General features: G+C 62.3%; 19 protein-coding genes and 1 pseudogene. 15 read left to right on the top strand and 5 right to left on the bottom strand.

Annotated features, from left to right (window positions below):
* The first annotated feature begins 130 nt into the window (after window positions 1-130).
* From GHK62_RS26525 to GHK62_RS26460, 14 genes and pseudogenes are all read left to right on the top strand, one after another.
* Window positions 131-625 carry a thioredoxin domain-containing protein gene (locus tag GHK62_RS26525; RefSeq protein WP_234887070.1) on the top strand — a complete coding sequence of 165 codons (495 nt, stop codon included), beginning with the start codon at window positions 131-133 and terminating at the stop codon, window positions 623-625.
* Window positions 622-909 (top strand): annotated as a pseudogene (locus GHK62_RS35075) (hydrogenase expression/formation protein); the annotation flags it as partial. The gene GHK62_RS26525 and the pseudogene GHK62_RS35075, both read left to right, overlap by 4 nt.
* Window positions 910-980: 71 nt before the next feature.
* The gene (locus tag GHK62_RS26515; protein WP_184108899.1) at window positions 981-1,082 is read left to right on the top strand and encodes a rubredoxin; all 102 of its coding nucleotides are present in this window, start codon (window positions 981-983) and stop codon (window positions 1,080-1,082) included.
* Window positions 1,072-1,578 carry a [NiFe]-hydrogenase assembly chaperone HybE gene (gene hybE, locus GHK62_RS26510; protein ID WP_153441982.1) on the top strand — a complete coding sequence of 169 codons (507 nt, stop codon included), beginning with the start codon at window positions 1,072-1,074 and terminating at the stop codon, window positions 1,576-1,578. The genes GHK62_RS26515 and hybE overlap by 11 nt, the downstream gene beginning before the upstream one ends.
* Complete coding sequence (locus GHK62_RS26505; RefSeq protein ID WP_153441981.1) at window positions 1,575-2,687, top strand: nickel-dependent hydrogenase large subunit; 1,113 nt, start codon at window positions 1,575-1,577, stop codon at window positions 2,685-2,687. The genes hybE and GHK62_RS26505 overlap by 4 nt, the downstream gene beginning before the upstream one ends.
* Window positions 2,680-3,021 carry a hydrogenase maturation nickel metallochaperone HypA gene (gene hypA, locus GHK62_RS26500; protein ID WP_153441980.1) on the top strand — a complete coding sequence of 114 codons (342 nt, stop codon included), beginning with the start codon at window positions 2,680-2,682 and terminating at the stop codon, window positions 3,019-3,021. Before GHK62_RS26505 ends, hypA begins: the two co-directional genes overlap by 8 nt.
* Entirely contained in the window at window positions 3,021-3,863 is an 843-nt protein-coding gene (gene hypB, locus GHK62_RS26495) for a hydrogenase nickel incorporation protein HypB (protein ID WP_153441979.1), read from the top strand. The genes hypA and hypB overlap by 1 nt, the downstream gene beginning before the upstream one ends.
* Before the next feature lie 3 nt (window positions 3,864-3,866).
* Complete coding sequence (gene hypF, locus GHK62_RS26490; protein ID WP_153441978.1) at window positions 3,867-6,176, top strand: carbamoyltransferase HypF; 2,310 nt, start codon at window positions 3,867-3,869, stop codon at window positions 6,174-6,176.
* Window positions 6,130-6,357, top strand: coding sequence for a HypC/HybG/HupF family hydrogenase formation chaperone (locus GHK62_RS26485; RefSeq protein WP_153441977.1), 228 nt, complete (start codon window positions 6,130-6,132; stop codon window positions 6,355-6,357). The genes hypF and GHK62_RS26485 overlap by 47 nt, the downstream gene beginning before the upstream one ends.
* Window positions 6,354-7,511, top strand: a complete 1,158-nt coding sequence (hypD, locus tag GHK62_RS26480; protein WP_153441976.1) for a hydrogenase formation protein HypD — start codon at window positions 6,354-6,356, stop codon at window positions 7,509-7,511. The genes GHK62_RS26485 and hypD overlap by 4 nt, the downstream gene beginning before the upstream one ends.
* A 5-nt stretch (window positions 7,512-7,516) precedes the next feature.
* Window positions 7,517-8,563: a hydrogenase expression/formation protein HypE gene (gene hypE, locus GHK62_RS26475; RefSeq protein ID WP_380786173.1), complete on the top strand. Its 1,047-nt coding sequence runs from the start codon at window positions 7,517-7,519 to the stop codon at window positions 8,561-8,563.
* Between the two features lie 9 nt (window positions 8,564-8,572).
* The gene (locus GHK62_RS26470) at window positions 8,573-10,264 is read left to right on the top strand and encodes an enoyl-CoA hydratase-related protein (RefSeq protein ID WP_153441975.1); all 1,692 of its coding nucleotides are present in this window, start codon (window positions 8,573-8,575) and stop codon (window positions 10,262-10,264) included.
* Between the two features lie 356 nt (window positions 10,265-10,620).
* Window positions 10,621-11,319: a hypothetical protein gene (locus GHK62_RS26465; RefSeq protein ID WP_234887069.1), complete on the top strand. Its 699-nt coding sequence runs from the start codon at window positions 10,621-10,623 to the stop codon at window positions 11,317-11,319.
* Window positions 11,316-11,903, top strand: coding sequence for an RES family NAD+ phosphorylase (locus GHK62_RS26460; RefSeq protein WP_184108887.1), 588 nt, complete (start codon window positions 11,316-11,318; stop codon window positions 11,901-11,903). Before GHK62_RS26465 ends, GHK62_RS26460 begins: the two co-directional genes overlap by 4 nt.
* Window positions 11,904-12,327: 424 nt before the next feature.
* Here the strand turns inward: GHK62_RS26460 and GHK62_RS26455 are convergent, their stop codons facing one another.
* The 3 genes from GHK62_RS26455 to GHK62_RS26445 form a co-directional block, all read right to left on the bottom strand.
* Entirely contained in the window at window positions 12,328-13,257 is a 930-nt protein-coding gene (locus GHK62_RS26455; protein WP_153441974.1) for an oxidoreductase, read from the bottom strand.
* 296 nt (window positions 13,258-13,553) lie between these two features.
* Window positions 13,554-13,955, bottom strand: coding sequence for a DoxX family protein (locus tag GHK62_RS26450; RefSeq protein ID WP_153441973.1), 402 nt, complete (start codon window positions 13,953-13,955; stop codon window positions 13,554-13,556).
* Between the two features lie 101 nt (window positions 13,956-14,056).
* Window positions 14,057-14,782 carry an SDR family NAD(P)-dependent oxidoreductase gene (locus tag GHK62_RS26445; protein ID WP_153441972.1) on the bottom strand — a complete coding sequence of 242 codons (726 nt, stop codon included), beginning with the start codon at window positions 14,780-14,782 and terminating at the stop codon, window positions 14,057-14,059.
* 92 nt (window positions 14,783-14,874) lie between these two features.
* On the opposite strand from GHK62_RS26445, the gene GHK62_RS26440 reads away from it, so the two are divergent.
* On the top strand, window positions 14,875-15,267 hold the full coding sequence (locus tag GHK62_RS26440; RefSeq protein ID WP_153441971.1) for a winged helix-turn-helix transcriptional regulator: 393 nt from the start codon (window positions 14,875-14,877) through the stop codon (window positions 15,265-15,267).
* Between the two features lie 60 nt (window positions 15,268-15,327).
* Here GHK62_RS26440 and GHK62_RS26435 read toward each other — a convergent pair whose 3' ends face one another.
* Together GHK62_RS26435 and GHK62_RS26430 are read right to left on the bottom strand one after the other, a co-directional pair.
* Window positions 15,328-15,498 (bottom strand): helix-turn-helix domain-containing protein, encoded by a 171-nt coding sequence (locus GHK62_RS26435; RefSeq protein ID WP_380785915.1) that lies wholly within the window; start codon window positions 15,496-15,498, stop codon window positions 15,328-15,330.
* 399 nt (window positions 15,499-15,897) lie between these two features.
* The gene (locus tag GHK62_RS26430) at window positions 15,898-16,725 is read right to left on the bottom strand and encodes an IclR family transcriptional regulator (protein WP_153441970.1); all 828 of its coding nucleotides are present in this window, start codon (window positions 16,723-16,725) and stop codon (window positions 15,898-15,900) included.
* Window positions 16,726-16,736 lie beyond the last annotated feature (11 nt).

Genomic DNA, 16,736 nt, shown 5'->3' with positions numbered 1-16,736 from the left:
ACTTTCCATCGAGAGGCTCTCGGGACTGAGCCTTGGGCGAATATCCTTTCAGATCAATGGAATCCAAGCTCAGTTTGGCACGCTGCTTGCAGGCAATCATTTCTGAACGAATGGATTTGTGGAGGAGACAATGCCATCTGCCTTGGTCCGCGCGTTGAACGAGCGGTCACGCCTGCCTCTCGTCGATGAGACGAACATCGATGCCTTTCTCGCTCCGACAGTGGGCGAGCCTGAAAATGCCGTGCTGTTCTTCACCGGCGATCCAGTGCAGCGGCCAGAGACTGATGACGTGGCCATGGTTCTTCCTGAACTTCTGCAGTTCTTTCGCGGCCACCTGAGCGGCGCGGTGGTACGCCGCACTGCGGACGAAACGCTCAAGACGCGCTTCAACGTCGTGGTCATGCCGAGCCTTGTCGTGACGCACCGGGATCAGCTCGTCGGCGTGCTCGGAAAGACCCGCAACTGGTCGGAATATGTCGACAAGATCGGCGCGTGGCTCGCGCCCGATGCGCCGGGCATAGGGCCGTCCGTCGGGCCCCAGGGTCGAGATCACCCGTGCCGGCAAGGAGATCGTGCGATGAAGGCCAGTCTCTGGGCCGCCCCGAAAAGGGGGATGCGGCAATGACGGTCATGCCGATCGGCGCGGAGCCGTCACTGCGCGCGCGCAGGCTCAATTTTCTTGCCACAAGCAGCGCTGAAGAGATGATCCGCCGATGTCCGCGGACGGCGATGCTCCTGCCGGAGCTCGCCGATGCCATCGCTGTCCAGAAAGCAGCTGAGCCAAGCCGGCTGTTCGACATCACAGATTATCCGGACGACGACAAGGAACTGATAACCCAGACCCTCGGCGAGGGCGAAGTCGCGGGTGTCGCCGCACTTTCGAACAGAACCACCGCACAGATGCAGGAAGCCGTCATGGCCGGCGTCTGGCGTATCCGTTTTACCGACGCTGAAGGTCGGCTCGTCGCCCGGTCTGGCAAATCGAGTCCGGCATCTCCTTTGCCGACCTTCCGGAGGATTGGCGCTGCCCGAATTGCGACACGCTTCGATCAAAGTTCATGAGGCTCGGCCATGGACGCTGAACGCGCCGGGACTGACCCTGCCTTGGCGCTCGGGCAGCGGCTCGAGGAGCATTACAGGAATATTCACGCCACCGCCATGATCGATGTGCCGATCTGCAACCCTGCGCTGGGCGTCGCCGCCACTGGCTTCCGTGCCTATGGCGGCCGCGCCTTCGGGATTGTTACAACGCCCTGGTTCATGAACCTCGTGGCGCTCGATCTTCCGCACGCGCCGCCTGCGGCGCGCGTCGCGATGGGCACGGCGGTCCGGATCGGTTTGCCCGCGGGCAACGCCAGCGAGCGCGACACGATCGGACGGGTCGATTTCGGCTCACTGTCTTCGCCTGTTTTCGAAATTGCCACCATCGAAGCGGCGCTAAATACCGCGGAGGAGGCCGTTCGGGCCTTCTTCGATCCGTCCGCCTTCGAACCGCCCCCGGCGCCTGCGGCTACCCTGGACCGCCGCGACCTATTGCGCGGCCATCTCCGCAAGAACGAGGAAGCGATAACGCAATGACCTATCTCCTCGGTGCAGGCACGATGGGGATCGACGTGACGGTGTCGCGTGCGCTCGCCTGTTCGGTCGCCGTTAAGGCGAATCGGCCGCGCGGACTCGCGCGCGTCTTCGTCGGCCGCCGGCCGGGGGAGGCGCCCGCACTAGCGGGACAGGTCTTTTCTCTTTGCAGTTTCGCGCAGTCTCTGGCCTCCAGAATCGCGGTCCTCAACGCGGCGGGCCTGGTGATGGGTGCCGACGCGCGCACCGCCGGCATGGCCGGCCTGCTGGCCGAGCGGACCTTCGAAACCCTTCGCGCACTGGTCCTGCGCTGGCCCACGCCTCTCCCCGAGAAGATGGCGGTCATCGCCGGTCGGCAGTTGCGCGAAGCGCTCGCCGCCTCGCAGGCGATTGTCTCGCAGGCGCGGAGTGGACAGATTGCGAAAGACAGCCTGGCGGCCGAAGCAACGCGGCTTTCCGCTGCCGCCCACGCCCTAGGCACTCCCCACAATGGCAATGAACCGGTGGCCGGTTCGGTCCTCTGTGTAATGCTGCGGGAGCTTGACGATGCTGCCGCCTTCGCGCAGCGCAGCCCGGATCCTCTGACCGCAGAAGACGATGCTGAGGTCATCGCCCGTCTCTGCGATGAACCGGATTTCGCCAGCATGCCGCGTCTTCCCGGCCGGGTCGTGGAGACGGGCTCCTTTGCCCGCCGCGTTGCGGCCACTTCACCCCACGAGCCGCATCTGGGGCGGCGTCTGCTCGCACGCATCAGCGATATACAAGATTGCCTGGCGCAGCTCGCACGCCTTGCGTCATCTGGCGAAGAAGACTGGCCGTCGCTTGCTGCTGGCGGACCGACGCCGGATGCGGGCGGCTATGGTGCGGTGGAATGCGCGCGCGGCCGGCTCTATCATTACGCCGAGATCGGCGGGGACGGGCGGCTCGCCGCCTACCGCATCCTCGCGCCGACAGAGTGGAATTTTCATCCAGCAGGGCCTTTCGTCGATCGGCTGCTGTCGTTGAGGATCGGGACGGGTGGGACGGCAGCGCGATCCGTCTCCCTTCTTGCCCTGCTCCTCGACCCCTGCGTCGCCTTCGAAGTCAACATTCGCGAGGCCACCCATGCATGAAATGTCGCTGATGGAGAGCGTGATCGATATCGCCTGCGAGACGGCCCGCCAGCATGGCGCCACCCGCATCAAGTCCGTTCGGCTCGATGTCGGTTCGCTGAGCCATGCCGACCCTGACGCGCTGCTCTTCTGCTACGAGGCGGTGCGGCACGGCACGATTGCGCAAGGGGCCACGCTCGAAATCAACCGGGTCCCCGGTGAGGGCTGGTGCATGAACTGCGAAAAGACGGTGGCGCTCGCCGACCGCTTCGGGCCCTGTCCCGATTGCGGGCGGCACCGGGTTCAGATGACGGCGGGCGACGAATTGAAGATCCGGGACATGGAGGTGATCTGATGTGTACGGTATGCGGCTGCGGAACGTCGGCCATCGATGGCCAGAAGCACGAGGGCGGGGACCACGCCCATGCGCATGATCATGATCATGCGCATCATCACGCGGAGGACGGCAGTGTCCACTATGGCCGCGGCATTGCCGGAGTCCATGTTCCAGGCATGAGCCAGGAGCGGATTATCCAGGTCGAGCGCGACGTCCTGTCCAAGAACGACGCCTATGCCGCCGAGAATCGGCGATACTTCGAGCGCAATGGCATCTACGCGCTGAACTTCGTCTCCAGCCCCGGCTCGGGCAAGACCAGCCTGCTCGTGCGCACCATCAACGATCTCAAGGATCGTCTTACGATCAGCGTCGTCGAGGGCGACCAGCAGACCACGAACGACGCCCTGCGCATTCGTGAGACCGGCGCCCGCGCGATCCAGATCAATACCGGCAAGGGCTGCCATCTCGATGCTCACATGGTCGGGCATGCCGTGGAGGATTTGGCTCCCGAACCCGGTTCGGCGCTCTTCATCGAGAATGTGGGCAACCTCGTCTGCCCCGCCGCCTTCGATCTTGGCGAGGCGCACAAGGTGGTGGTCCTATCGGTCACCGAAGGCGAGGACAAACCGCTCAAATATCCTGATATGTTCGCCGCCGCCGACCTGATGATGCTCAACAAGGCCGACCTGCTCCCGCATCTCGATTTCAATCTCGGGCTCTGCATTGCCAATGCGCTGCGAGTCAATCCAAGGCTACAGACGCTCACCGTCTCTTCCCGGAGCGGCGAAGGCATGGAGGCCTTCTATGCCTGGCTCGAGACTTCTTTCGCTCGCCGCGCCTCGCGGACCAAGGTGGCGTAGTCCATGGGCGGCGCGCTCGCGCGATCGGTAGAAAATCCTGTCCGGCGGCTCAGGCTCCGCGTTCGCGGCGCCGTCCAAGGCGTCGGATTCCGGCCCTTCGCCTACAGACTCGCCCGAAACATGGGATTTTCAGGCTTCGTTTTGAACGATGGCGCCGGCGTGCTGATCGAGATCGAGGGCCCAAATGTGGATCGCTTCCCCGACACAATCCGGAACGGGGCCCCGCCGCTCGCCCGCATCGACTCGATCGACGTGCTCGAAGTCGATCCCTCCGGCGGCGAAGGCTTCGAAATCCGCGAAAGCCTGGGTGGCCGGGGTGAGACCCGGATCGGTGCGGACGCCGCGACCTGCAACGAATGCCTGAAGGAACTGACCGATCCGTCGAGTCGGTTCTTCGGCTATCCTTTCATCAACTGCACCCATTGCGGCCCACGCTTCACGATTACCCGCGCGCTGCCCTATGACCGGGCGCAGACCTCCATGGCTTCATTCCAAATGTGCGCGGCCTGCGCCGCTGACTATACCGATCCCGACAACCGCCGCTTCCATGCCGAACCAGTCGCCTGCCCGGATTGCGGGCCGAGGCTCAGTCATCCGATCGGAGAGGCCGAACAGAAGATCGCGGCAGGCGGCATCGTTGCGCTGAAAGGGATCGGCGGCTTTCATCTCCTCTGCGACGCCCGCAACGATGCGGCCATCGATCTCCTCCGGCTGCGAAAGGCGCGTGATCAAAAGCCGTTCGCCGTCATGGTCCGCAACGTCGACGCGGCACGAGAACTTGCGCGGTTGACCGACGCGGAAGAGGCGTTGCTGGCTTCTGCCGCCAGCCCGATTGTCCTCGTGGAGCCCCGCGCGTGTGGACTCTCCAAACTCATTGCACCGGGGCTCGCACGGATAGGGATGATGCTGGCTTCTGCTCCGCTGCACCACCTGCTGTTCGACGCGCTGGCCGAGCGCCTGCACTGTTCTCCCGCATTGGTCGCGACCAGCGCCAATCCCACAGGAGAGCCGCTCGTCGCAGACAATGCCGACGCAGAACGCCGTCTCACCGCGATTGCCGATCTAATCGTCACGCATGACCGCGACATCGCCATTCGCGCCGACGACTCCGTCATGCAGGTGATCTGTGGTGCGCCTTCTTTCATCCGCCGCGCGCGCGGCTTTGTGCCCGAGCCTATCGATTTCGGCGCCGACGGCCCTTCCGTGATCGCCACCGGCGCTGACTTCAAGAACACGATCTGCGTCACGCGCGGCCGTGAGGCGTTTCTGTCCCAGCATGTAGGGGGTCTCGATAATCGCGAGGTGATCCGCTTTCAGCGCGAGACGATCAACCATCTCTGTTCGATCCTTGACGTAAGGCCCGAATTCGCCGCCTGCGACCTGCATCCGGACTTCCGCTCGGTTCGGATGGCGGAGAGCCTCGGCCTGCCTATCGTGCCGGTCCAGCACCATCTCGCCCACGTCGCGGCGGTGGCGGCGGAACACCACCTGTCCGGGACGGTTGTAGGGCTCGCGCTCGACGGTCACGGCTTTGGCGCCGATGGTACGAGCTGGGGCGGCGAGATGCTGGTTGTCGACGGCCATCACTGGCGCCGCGCGGGCTCGCTCACGTCCCTGCCCCTGCCGGGCGGCGACCGAGTGGCGCGGGAGCCATGGCGCATGGGTGTCGCGGCTCTCCACGCGGCTGGATGTATCGATCTCGCACCACGGCTCTGGCCGGGCCATCGCGGTGTTGCCCAGCTCACAGTGATGCTCGAGCGTGGCATGCAACTGCCGGGCACCAGCAGTCTGGGGCGGCTTTTCGATGCCGCAGCGGCCATTGCCGGCGTCCGCCTCATCCAGAGCCACGAGGGACAGGCGGCGATGGAATTCGAGGCACTGGTTCGCAATTCGGTCGGGCTGGAGGGTGGTTTCGTGATCTGCGACGGGAAGCTCGATTTCCGCCCGCTCATCCGGCATCTAGCGCGACACCACCTCAGTGCCTCAGCCGCAGCCGACCTTTTCCACGGCACGTTGATTGCGGGCCTCACGGACTGGGCCGCAGATAAGGCCAGCAGTCTCGCTACTAGGCAGATCGTGCTCGGTGGTGGCTGCATGATGAACCGCGTCCTCGCGGCCGGGCTCATGCAGTCACTCCGGGAGCGCGGCTTCCACCCGTATCTGCCTGAGCTGGCGCCAGCCAATGACGGCGGCATCGCGCTCGGCCAGGCAGCCTTTTCGCGCCAGGTCATCATGAACAACCATGCATCGGTCGAGGAGTTCGGACATGTGTTTAGCGATTCCGGTCCAAGTCAGGGAACTGCTGCCAGATGACATGGCGAAGGTGACGCTCGATGGTGTCTCGAAGATCGTTTCGACCGCGCTCGTCGACGATGTGAAAGTCGGCGATTTTGTCGTGCTTCATGTTGGTTACGCGCTGGCGAAAATCGATCCGGAAGAGGCGGAAAGGACACTCGCCCTGATCCACGAAGCTGCCATGGGAGATTCGGCATGAAGTATATCGACGAATACCGCGACCGAAGACTCGCCAAGGATATCGCGCGGCAGATCGCGAGGATCGCCGATCCGGACCGCTCCTATCATTTGATGGAATTCTGCGGAGGCCATACACATGCGATCTCCCGCCATGGCCTCGAGGACCTATTACCGCCAAGTGTTCGGATGATCCACGGCCCGGGCTGTCCTGTCTGCGTCTTGCCAGTCGGCCGGATCGACGCGGCGATCGCGCTTGCCATGCGGCCGGAGATCACACTGTGCACCTATGGCGACCTGATGCGCGTGCCCGGCTCGAACGGATCGAGCCTGCTCAAGGCCAAGGCAGCCGGCTCCGATATCCGCATGGTCTATTCGACGCTCGATGCGCTCAAAATCGCGGAAGCTGAACGCGCGCGCGAAGTGGTGTTCTTCGCCATTGGCTTCGAGACCACGACGCCGCCGACCGCGCTGGCGCTCAAAGCGGCGGTCGCCAAGGGGCTCGGCAATTTCTCGATCTTCTGCAATCACGTGCTCACGCCCGCAGCGATCCAGAACATCCTTGAGAGCCCCGAAGTCCGCAAGCTCGGCACGATCAAGATCGACGGCTTCATCGGTCCTGCCCATGTCTCGACCGTCATTGGAACCGAACCCTACGAGTTCTTCGCCGATGAGTTTCAGAAGCCAGTCGTGGTAGCGGGATTCGAGCCGCTCGATGTCATCCAGGCAATCCTGATGCTCGTCCACCAGGTCAATGGCAGCAGGCATGAGGTCGAGAACCAATATATCCGCGCCGTTACCGCGCTCGGCAATGAGAAGGCTCAAGCGGAAGTGGCAAATTTCTTCGAACTCCGGGAGAGTTTCGAATGGCGGGGACTTGGAGAGGTGCCCTATGGCGCGCTCCGTCTCAAGCCACAATATGCCGCCTATGATGCGGAGAAGCGTTTCGCCATGGTTACGCCCTCGGTCAAGGACAATCCCGCTTGCGAGTGCGGCGCCATCCTGCGCGGCGTCAAGAAGCCGGCCGATTGCAAGCTCATTGGAACCGTCTGCACTCCGGACACACCGATGGGATCCTGCATGGTTTCATCTGAAGGCGCCTGCGCCGCCCACTGGACCTATGGGCGCTTCCGCCAAAAGGGGAGGTGCGAGGACGCCACGAGGGCCGTCGCATGAACCTGATGGGGATGAATGACTACAAGCGGAAGCTCGACATCGCCAACGGCCGCGTCGATCTCTCACATGGCGCCGGCGGCCGAGCCATGGGCCATCTGATCGAGGCAATCTTCCATAGGGCGTTCGATAACGACTGGCTGCGAGCCGGCAACGATCAGTCGGCCTTCCCGGCGCCGGCCGGGCGCATGGTGATGACGACGGACGGTTATGTCGTTTCGCCGCTGTTCTTTCCGGGTGGCAATATCGGAACGCTCGCCGTTAATGGCACGATCAACGACATCGCCATGGCGGGCGCGGTGCCGCTCTATCTCTCGGCCAGTTTCATCATCGAGGAAGGCTTCCCGCTCGCCGATCTCGAACGCATCGCAGACAGTATGGGTGCTGCCTCACGGGAAGCCGGCGTGCCGATCATCACGGGTGACACCAAGGTCGTCGAGCGCGGCAAGGCCGACGGCGTCTTCATCTCGACCGCCGGCGTTGGAAGGGTGCCGATCGGACTCGACCTCCGTGCGGACGCCGCCCGCCCAGGTGATGCGGTCATCATCTCCGGCTCGATCGGCGACCACGGCGTGGCCGTGATGTCGAAACGTGGGAACCTTGAGTTCGATACGGCGATCGCCTCCGACAGCGCCGCGCTGCATGGTCTGGTTGCGGCGATGGTCGAGGCCGGCGGTAAGCACATCCGGTTGATGCGCGACCCGACACGCGGCGGCATCGCGGCAACGCTCAACGAGATCGCCAGCCAGTCGACGGTCGGCTTCCATATCGACGAGGAGGCGATCCCGCTGAAGCCAGAGGTTGCCGCCGCCTGCGAATTTCTCGGTCTCGAACCGCTCAATGTCGCCAATGAGGGCAAGCTGATCACAGTGGTTGCGCCCGCTGGCGCGGACGCCGTGCTCGCGGCAATGCGCGCCCATCCGTTAGGAGTGGAGGCGATGCTCATCGGCCATGCCGTTGCCGACGAAAATTGCTTCGTGCAGATGACGACCTCGTTCGGAGGCGGCCGCATCGTCGATTGGCTGTCGGGCGAGCAACTGCCCCGAATCTGCTGAGAGAGGTCGATGCGAATCCTGCTTCTCTGCCATAGCTTCAATTCGCTCACCCAGCGGCTGCATGTCGATCTGAGGCAGGCGGGCCATGAAGTATCGGTAGAACTCGATGTCCATGACGACCTCACCCGCGAGGCGATCGCGCTCTTTTCGCCTGACCTCGTCATCGCGCCCTTCCTGAAGCGACCGATCCCCGCCGATGTCTGGTGCCGGACGCTTTGTCTGATCGTTCATCCCGGCATTCGCGGCGATCGCGGCCCTAATGCGCTCGACTGGGCGATCCTCGAGGGCGAAGCGACCTGGGGCGTGACACTCATCGACGCGCGGAAGGAGATGGATGCCGGTCCGGTCTGGGCGTGGCGGGAATTTCCTATGCGGACCGCCCGGAAATCAAGCCTCTACCGTCACGAAGTTACCGAGGCGGCAATGGGCTGCGTTTTCGACGCGGTTGGACGGATGGAGCGCGGGGAGGGTCCTGTCATGCCCGCGAACTGGGGCAGGGGCCGCGAGCGCCCTGCCTGCCGGAAGTCGAATCGGGCTCTTGATCCCGCGCACCACTCGGCGGATGAAGCGCTTCGCGTCATTCATGCATCCGACGGCGAACCCGGAGCGTCGCTGACAATCAGCGGACAACCCTTTCTGGTGTTCGATGCCGAAGCGGCGGAAGGGCTCTCGGGACCGCCGGGCACGCTGGTCGGCCGGTCACGGCAGGCAGTGGCCATCGCATTCCGCGAGGGCGCCCTTTGGATCGGCCATCTCCGCCGGGCGGAACCGCGAAGTCTGAAACTGCCGGTGCTGCGTCTGCTTGGAGCGGAGGCGGACGCGCTGCCGATCATGGCCGGTCCCGAGTCCTGCCGCTATCTCGAAGAGGACGGTGTCGGGTTCGTTGATTTCCGCTTCTACAACGGTGCGATGTCGGTTGAGGATTGTGAAATCTTCCGCCAGGCGATCATTACTGCCAAGGCGCGCCCGCTTCCTGTTCTCGTGCTGCGCGGCGACGCTGATTGCTGGTCGAACGGCATTCATCTCAGCATCATCGAAAGCGCCGACAGCGCCGCCGACGAATCCTGGCGCAACATCAATGCAATGAACGACCTTGTGCGCGAGATCATCGAGACGAACGACCGGCTGGTCATCGCAGCCGTGCTGGGCAATGCCGGCGCCGGTGGCGTCTTCCTGTCGCTCGCCGCCGATGAGGTCTGGATGCGCGACGGTGTCATCCTTAACCCACACTACAAGGACATGGGCAATCTCTACGGTTCGGAATACTGGACCTATCTCCTGCCCGCCCGGATCGGCGAGGATCGCGCCCGCCGCGTGACGCAGGCGCGCCTGCCGATGGGGATCAACGAGGCGCTCGAGCTCGGACTAGCGGTCCGGCGCCTGCCAGGCGATGTCGACGCTGCCGACCGGGAGCTGCGCCGTGTCGCCGTCGAACTCAAAGCGTCGCCGGATCTTGCGGGACAGATTGCCGCCAAGCGTCAGCGCCGTGCCCGCGATGAAGCGGCCAAACCGCTTGCCGCCTACCGCGAGGAGGAGTTGCGGCGGATGCGGCGGAGTTTCTATGGCTTTGATCCGAGCTATCACGTGGCACGGTTCAATTTCATCCGCAAGACGCCGAAGTCCCGCACCCCGGTCACTCTCGCCATCCACCGCGCTGACGAATCCGCACACCACTGTTCTGGTCGTCGACGACGAAAGTAGCCATGGGTAATGCCGCACCGCGATTACGGCGAACCTGCTTGATGCGGAGTGTCCAGGTCATAGTGCACGGACGAGTTTGGCACACCGGGAATAATGAGGTTGCTGGCGAATGGAAAGATGACATGGCGCAGGGCTTCAATTCGACTGTTTTCGTCGCGCGCTCGAAGTGAGCACCCCGGCACCGTTGCACGTCGTGCAGACCTTTCTCCCCACCTGCGTGCCGGCGCGAATCATACTGGCCACGCCGGGATAATTCTAGGTGATCCGCGCAGTGTCGGGTTCCGTTAGTTGGCGACGTTGCTATCGTTGACAATGTTGCCTAGCTGCTTATATTCAGGATATCGGAGGTGTGCAGTATGGCACAGAAAGCCCTGTCCAAACCACCAGCGCGCGCAGCGAGAGCGCGACGCAGGAAATCGAAAAAAATCATGACGATGTTCACGATCAAACGTGGTGCCGCTAAGGCCCTTGCCGGATACGAACTGCCCGCAGGCGCCGAGATTGCGATCGTCTCCACAAGACCTGACTCAGTCAAAAAGATAGAAGAGACCTTTGGTGGTCGATTTACACGAGTAGCTGAGGTCACCGCCGGTGAGCGCGAGACGGCGCGCAATAGGGCAGAACCCGTCGTAGATAAGAGCGCATTTGAACCTGACGCGCGCGCCCGAGCAGTTCTTGAAGGCATTCGGATAGCCCAGCAAGATTTGCGAGAAGCGGGCGGGGCATATGATCTTGAGCAGGTTCGCACCTTAATGCGTGGCGTCTCTCGGCAAGCCGTCGACAAGAGGGTGCAGGAAGGCTCGCTGATTGCAGTCCCCGGCCCAAGCAATCGTCGTAGCTATCCTACCGTACAATTCAAACGCGACGGAACGGTTGTACCCGGCTTGAAGGCGGTGCGTGATGCCTTGCATACGACAAATCCGTGGACGGTTCTCAATTTCCTCATCAATCCTGACGCTCGATTGAATCAACGTCGGCCGATAGAGTTATTGAAGAGCGGCGATGTGGCACTGGTTGTTGAGGCAGCAATGCGATATGGCGACCAGGGAGCGTGACCGCGCCGCTCCCTCCGACCGATCTCGACTCTCGAGAACCGTTATTGCTCGAAATCCCGAGCGGCGCGACCCTCCACCGCTTCTATACGGCGGCCTACGATCCCATTTTTTTTGACAAGTCCAAGCTTGGCCGCTTCAATTCGCCGGACGGATCCTTCGGTGTCCTCTATACGGCGGGGAACACGGCTGGCGCGTTCGCGGAGACCTTTTTGCGAACGCCCGGAAGAACTTTGATTGATATCGATTTCATGAGGCGAAAAGCCTACGTTCGCCTGACTGTTACTCGTACATTGAAACTCATCCGTTTGGCTGGGCCGGGCTTGGCACGTCTCGGCGCAACGGCCGAAGTGACACATGGCGGACTGCCCTATGATGTGCCACAAGCATGGTCGACAGCCCTCTGGAAAAATCCGATCGAAGCAGACGGGATCGCCTACTACTCGCGCCATGACGACGATGAAATATGCCATGGGCTCTTTGATAGAGCCGAACGCGCGATTGTCGAAGACGCTCACGAAACCAATCTCGATCAAGACTGGTTCTGGAAGATGGCTGAGAAGTATCGCGTCGGCGTCGCGCCATAGCGTCATGGTTCATGGTCAAAATATTCACAGCTTGGTGCGTCGGCGCCTGCTGAAACGCGAACCCCACGGGTTCGAATCTCATCAAGACCGCCGCCCATGGCACATGCTTGATTTGGCTCTTTAAGGGATGGACGTTTTGTGGCCTTACGCTCGCGTCAACCAGATCAGATTGAGTCGAGACTGTGCGGATGCTGTCCGGGCTGGCGCCATCGGCAAGCAGTTGCGCCGCGAGTGAAAGGTTGAAGGCGTTGCGGAGGAGATCACGCAATTCTTCAGGCGCTGCCGAGAACAGGTCGCCAAGCTGCGCGTCGTCTGCGCCGGCCCTATCAAGATCCTCATCGCTCAGCCGAGGCACCTGAAAATGTCGCACGGCGTTGAGCGACGGCTCAGCAAAAGCGGAATCAGCCGGAGACCCGGGTATGTGCTACGGCGTGGCGGTATCCGCGGGCGCCAGGCCCGGGTCGATGCCGGTCATTGCGACGGAGGTGTCCCATAGGCGGCGGGCGAGTTGAGGATCGCGCGCTTCGTTTGACGGGACACACTCGTGGGAGGGGCCGCGCAGTTCGAAAAATGCGGTGGGGCCGTAATATCCACCGGGCTTCACATTTCCAGTAGCCGCCTGCAACGTGCTCCAGGCGCCCATGGCGGGCGTATTGAGAAAGACACCGCCCAGCCCCAACACGATCCTGCCAGCCATGCTCGCCCTGCCGAAATTAGTTCCCGCCAGGCCAGGATGGCACGCGGTAACGGTGATCGGCACCTCAGCCGCTTGCAACCGCCGGTTCAATTCGAAAAGGAAAAGCAGGTTTGCAAGTTTGCTGACCCCATAGCGTGGGATCCCGCTAAAGCTCTTCTCGGCATTGAGATCGTCCCAATCGATCTTCGCGCCCTTGTGTTGCCCGCTGCTGGTGATGACGATCCGCGATTCCGGGGTTTCGCGGAGCTTGGGCAGCATCAGGGCGGTCAGCGCGAAGCTGCCGAGATGATTGACGCCGAACTGGAGCTCGAACCCCTGCCGGGTGGTCTGCCGCGTCGGAACCGTCACGCCCGCATTGTTGATCAGCGCGTCGATGCGCGGCTCCTTCGCGGCGAGTGCCGCGGCGGCGCGTATGCTTTCGATATCCGCCTGATCGAGCGGCAGGAACGCGAGATCGGCCTGGGGCGCTTCCGCCCGAATGCTTGCCATGGCGGCCTCGGCCTTTGCGCTGTCGCGGCAGGCAAGTAGCACGCGGGCGCCGCGCTTCGCCAATACGCGCGCCGTCTCCAAGCCAATGCCGCTGTTCGCGCCGGTGACGACAAAACACTTGCCCGCCTGATCCGGCACATCATCTGCGGTAAATCCCTTCGATCCCATTAGTCTCTCCTTGGATGATTGTGCCCGGGGGTAATGCCTCGGGGTAGCGAAAAGCCGGACACGCGAGATGGATTATCTGGCATCAAGGGCCCAAACCCGTGAGCCGGTACTTCAGTTAACTGCTGACGATTGGCGCCTTGCGCGTACGCCCCACAGCTCCTCCAGCGATCCGGATCGCAGCGCAGGCACGATTTCCTATCGCCGGATCGATCATCCTGTCCTCGCCGCAGGCGATCTCAGCGCGGCTGCGCCTTTATGAGCGGCGCAGTCTGAATAGTCCGCGCCGCCCACCTCCATCATTTGCTCGCTTCGGCTGCCTTGGGGAACATTCCATAAGGCGATTGCTTGCGCCGCGCGGCGTTCTGCGTCGCGAAGGAGACGAGCAAGGCCACCAACGCAACCAGTGCAGGTCCAAACCCGTAGTCGCCTGCATTGACGTGCGCAGATACCGCCAGAAGCAAGTGAAAGAACATTCCTGCATAAGCGAGGTCGGACAAGGTGACACTGAACCGCCAGAGGATCATGACGGCAGCGAGCGGCTTCAAAACGGCCAGGATCGGCACGAGATAGGGCGGGTATCCGAGCGTCGGGAAGACGCGCTGCACCCCAGCCATGTCGGAGAGATAGTAGGCACCGCCCGCGAGATACATGAGGGCGAGGAGAGCGGTGGCGGTCCAATAGATCCACTTAAGTTTCATTTGGAGCTTCCTTGTTTACAAGTCGTTGGCTGGCCAAACCCAAAGCTCGAGTGTTGTGAACATTTATCTGTCCCGTTGCTCTTCTCTCAGCGCTGCTGTTGTCAGCTCGCTGGCATCTGCGGAAGGATCGCCTCGACCCGGTCGCGCTTGGTGACAAGCGACCAAATCTCCGCAGCGATCTCATCCGGATCGATCACCGGCAGCCTCGGGTCGAGCTCCTTGCCGCCTGCCGTCGCGGCGCGTATGCCAGCCGAACGGTCGATGAACGCTCCGATGTTCATCGTGCCGGCATAGACGCCCTTTTGCGCCACCTCCGCGTTGAGCGTGAGGACATAGTTGCGCGTGGCGGCCATCATTGGTCCGACACCGCTCATTCCGGGGATCGTGACCACGGCCGTGAGCCCACCGACGATAACGACGGCGCCGTCGCCGCGCGCCAGCATGCCGGGCAGGACCGCGTGCGATACCTCGATCGGCGAGAAGGTGAAGATGTTCGCCATCGGCTGGAGTCTCGATGCGTTCAACTCCACCGCCGGGACGAAGCCGAGCTCCGAAGGAACCGGGCAGAAAACAGCTGTGTCGATAGACCCGAACCGCTCCTCGATTGAGCGAACGAGCGCGGGAATTCCGTCCAGATTGGTGAGATCGGCCGGGAAGGCGGCGGCCTCGATGCGGGCGCTTTTGAGTTCGGCGACGCGCTCTTCGAGCGGAGCGGCGCGCCGGGCGACGAGCGCAACCTTGTAGCCTTCGCGTCCGAATCGCGTGGCGAGGGAGGCACCGAGCCCAGTACCCGCGCCGAAAATCGCGATCGTCTTCTTGTCAGTCATAACGTACTCCTGAAGGTGGTATGTTTTGCTGACCAAATATGTAATACTGACCGCAGATGCCGCAAGAACGCATATTTTCGAGGCCTAGTCACATGCATATGCCTGCCCCTCCAAATCTTCCTGGCACCAACCCCGATTGTCGGAAAGTCAACGCGATCCTAGGTCGTATCGGCGATAAGTGGACCATTCTCACGATCGGGATGCTCGCCGACCAGCCGCGGCGCTTCAACGAGTTGAAACGAATGATAGGTGGGATTTCCCAGCAGATGCTCACCCGCACGCTGAAGGCTCTGGAAGCGGATGGGATGGTCACGCGTAAGGTCTATCCGACCATACCGCCTCAGGTCGAGTATGGCCTGACCGATCTGGGCATTTCTCTTGCCGCGCCGATCATGCTACTTGCGAGGTGGGTGCTGGATCATCTGGATGAGATCGAAGCCCATCGCGCGTTACACGAGGAAGAGGCGAGACAGCTGCGCAGGTAGCTCGGCAGCTTTCGCCCGCGCATCCTGCCCGAGCGGGTCGTGCAGGTGATCTAGGGAGACCTATGGTCCTGGATCAACGATGTTCTGCAGTTTCGCGGCGTCCTGCCGGGGTGGCGCGCCGAAGAGCCGCTTATATTCGCGGCTGAACTGCGAAACGCTCTCGTAGCCGACCGCGTAGGCCACGGTCGCCGCTTCCGAATGCTCCGTAACCAAGGCGCCGACACGCGTCATGCAGGCGTTACGTCGGCTCGGGCCAAGTCGCCGGGCGGCAATGCCGCAAGTCTCGTTGAGGAAATGAGCGCTGAGCGACCGCTTGATGCGCCGACGGCTTAAGCCGCCAGCCTGGGCACAGGCGTCTCCACCAATCGCAGGAACCGTTGGTTGCGAGCCCCCGCAACCAATTGCGATAGGAAATCGGCTGTTCTTGACGACTGCAGCGAGCCGGAGCGCAAGTGTTTTCCTTTGGATAATCAACCTCGCGGCTTCTCCTCGGCACAGATCCTCGACTTATGGCACGTCGAAAACTGCTGCTTGGCGAAGAAGGCCCAGAATCATACCGGCAATGACCGGACTTGTCGGGAAGTCGGTTGGGTTTTGCAGCCCAAGACTTCGCCGAACTGGCGGCGGCGGTCATCCTCCAACTGATTCCCCAACTTGGAAAGACTGGACATTGGCGTCAAAATACTTCGAACCGGCGGCGGCCTCACCCAGTTCGCTCGCTGCATCGCGTAGATCGGGGGCAAGTTCAGCCATCTGCTGAGCAGTCAGCCTGACCGCAGGGCCTGCAATGGAAAGGCAGCCCAACACAGGTCCGGTGCGGCGATAGCGTACCGGGACAGCCATTGCAGCCATTCCAGCCAAATAGCTATCTACTGCGACTGCGTAACCTTGCTTGCGGGCCTCGGCGAGCTGTCGGAGCAACTCGGTGAGGCTTCGCGGCGCATTCTGGCCTGTGCCCTCCGCATCGCGCACGAGACCTTGCGCAGAGATCCGTGCCAGTGCGTCCTCGTCGCTCATGGTCGATAACCAAGCCTTCCCAGCTGAGGTACTCGCAAGGTGCACGACTACTCCCTGTTCTTGCCCCGGATCGTACCGGAGCCCATGCATTGCGCCTTGGGCCACCGCCACCCAGATGAGCTTGTCACCGTCCACCACCGAAAGGCGGATCAGCTCTTTTGATCGTACAGCCAATGCATCGAGGATGGGTTGAGCCACATCTGTGATGCCGGCACGGCTCAGAAAACCAAGCCCCATCGCCGGCATACGAATCGTTAGGACATAATGTCCCTGTGCCTGGATCTGACGCACATAACCTAAGCGCGCAAGCTCCTGAAGCGTGCGGTGAACTCCGCTAATCGGCTGGTCGGTGCGAGCCGCTATCATCGACACTGCCATCCCGACAGGATGGTCGGCGAGCAACTCGATGATGGCGAGCGACTTCTCTAGAATGCTACTCATGTCTCCGTTCC

This window comes from Sinorhizobium terangae, assembly GCF_009601505.1.
GTDB classification, from domain to species: domain Bacteria; phylum Pseudomonadota; class Alphaproteobacteria; order Rhizobiales; family Rhizobiaceae; genus Sinorhizobium; species Sinorhizobium terangae.
This window is presented reverse-complemented; position numbering and strand designations above follow the sequence as displayed.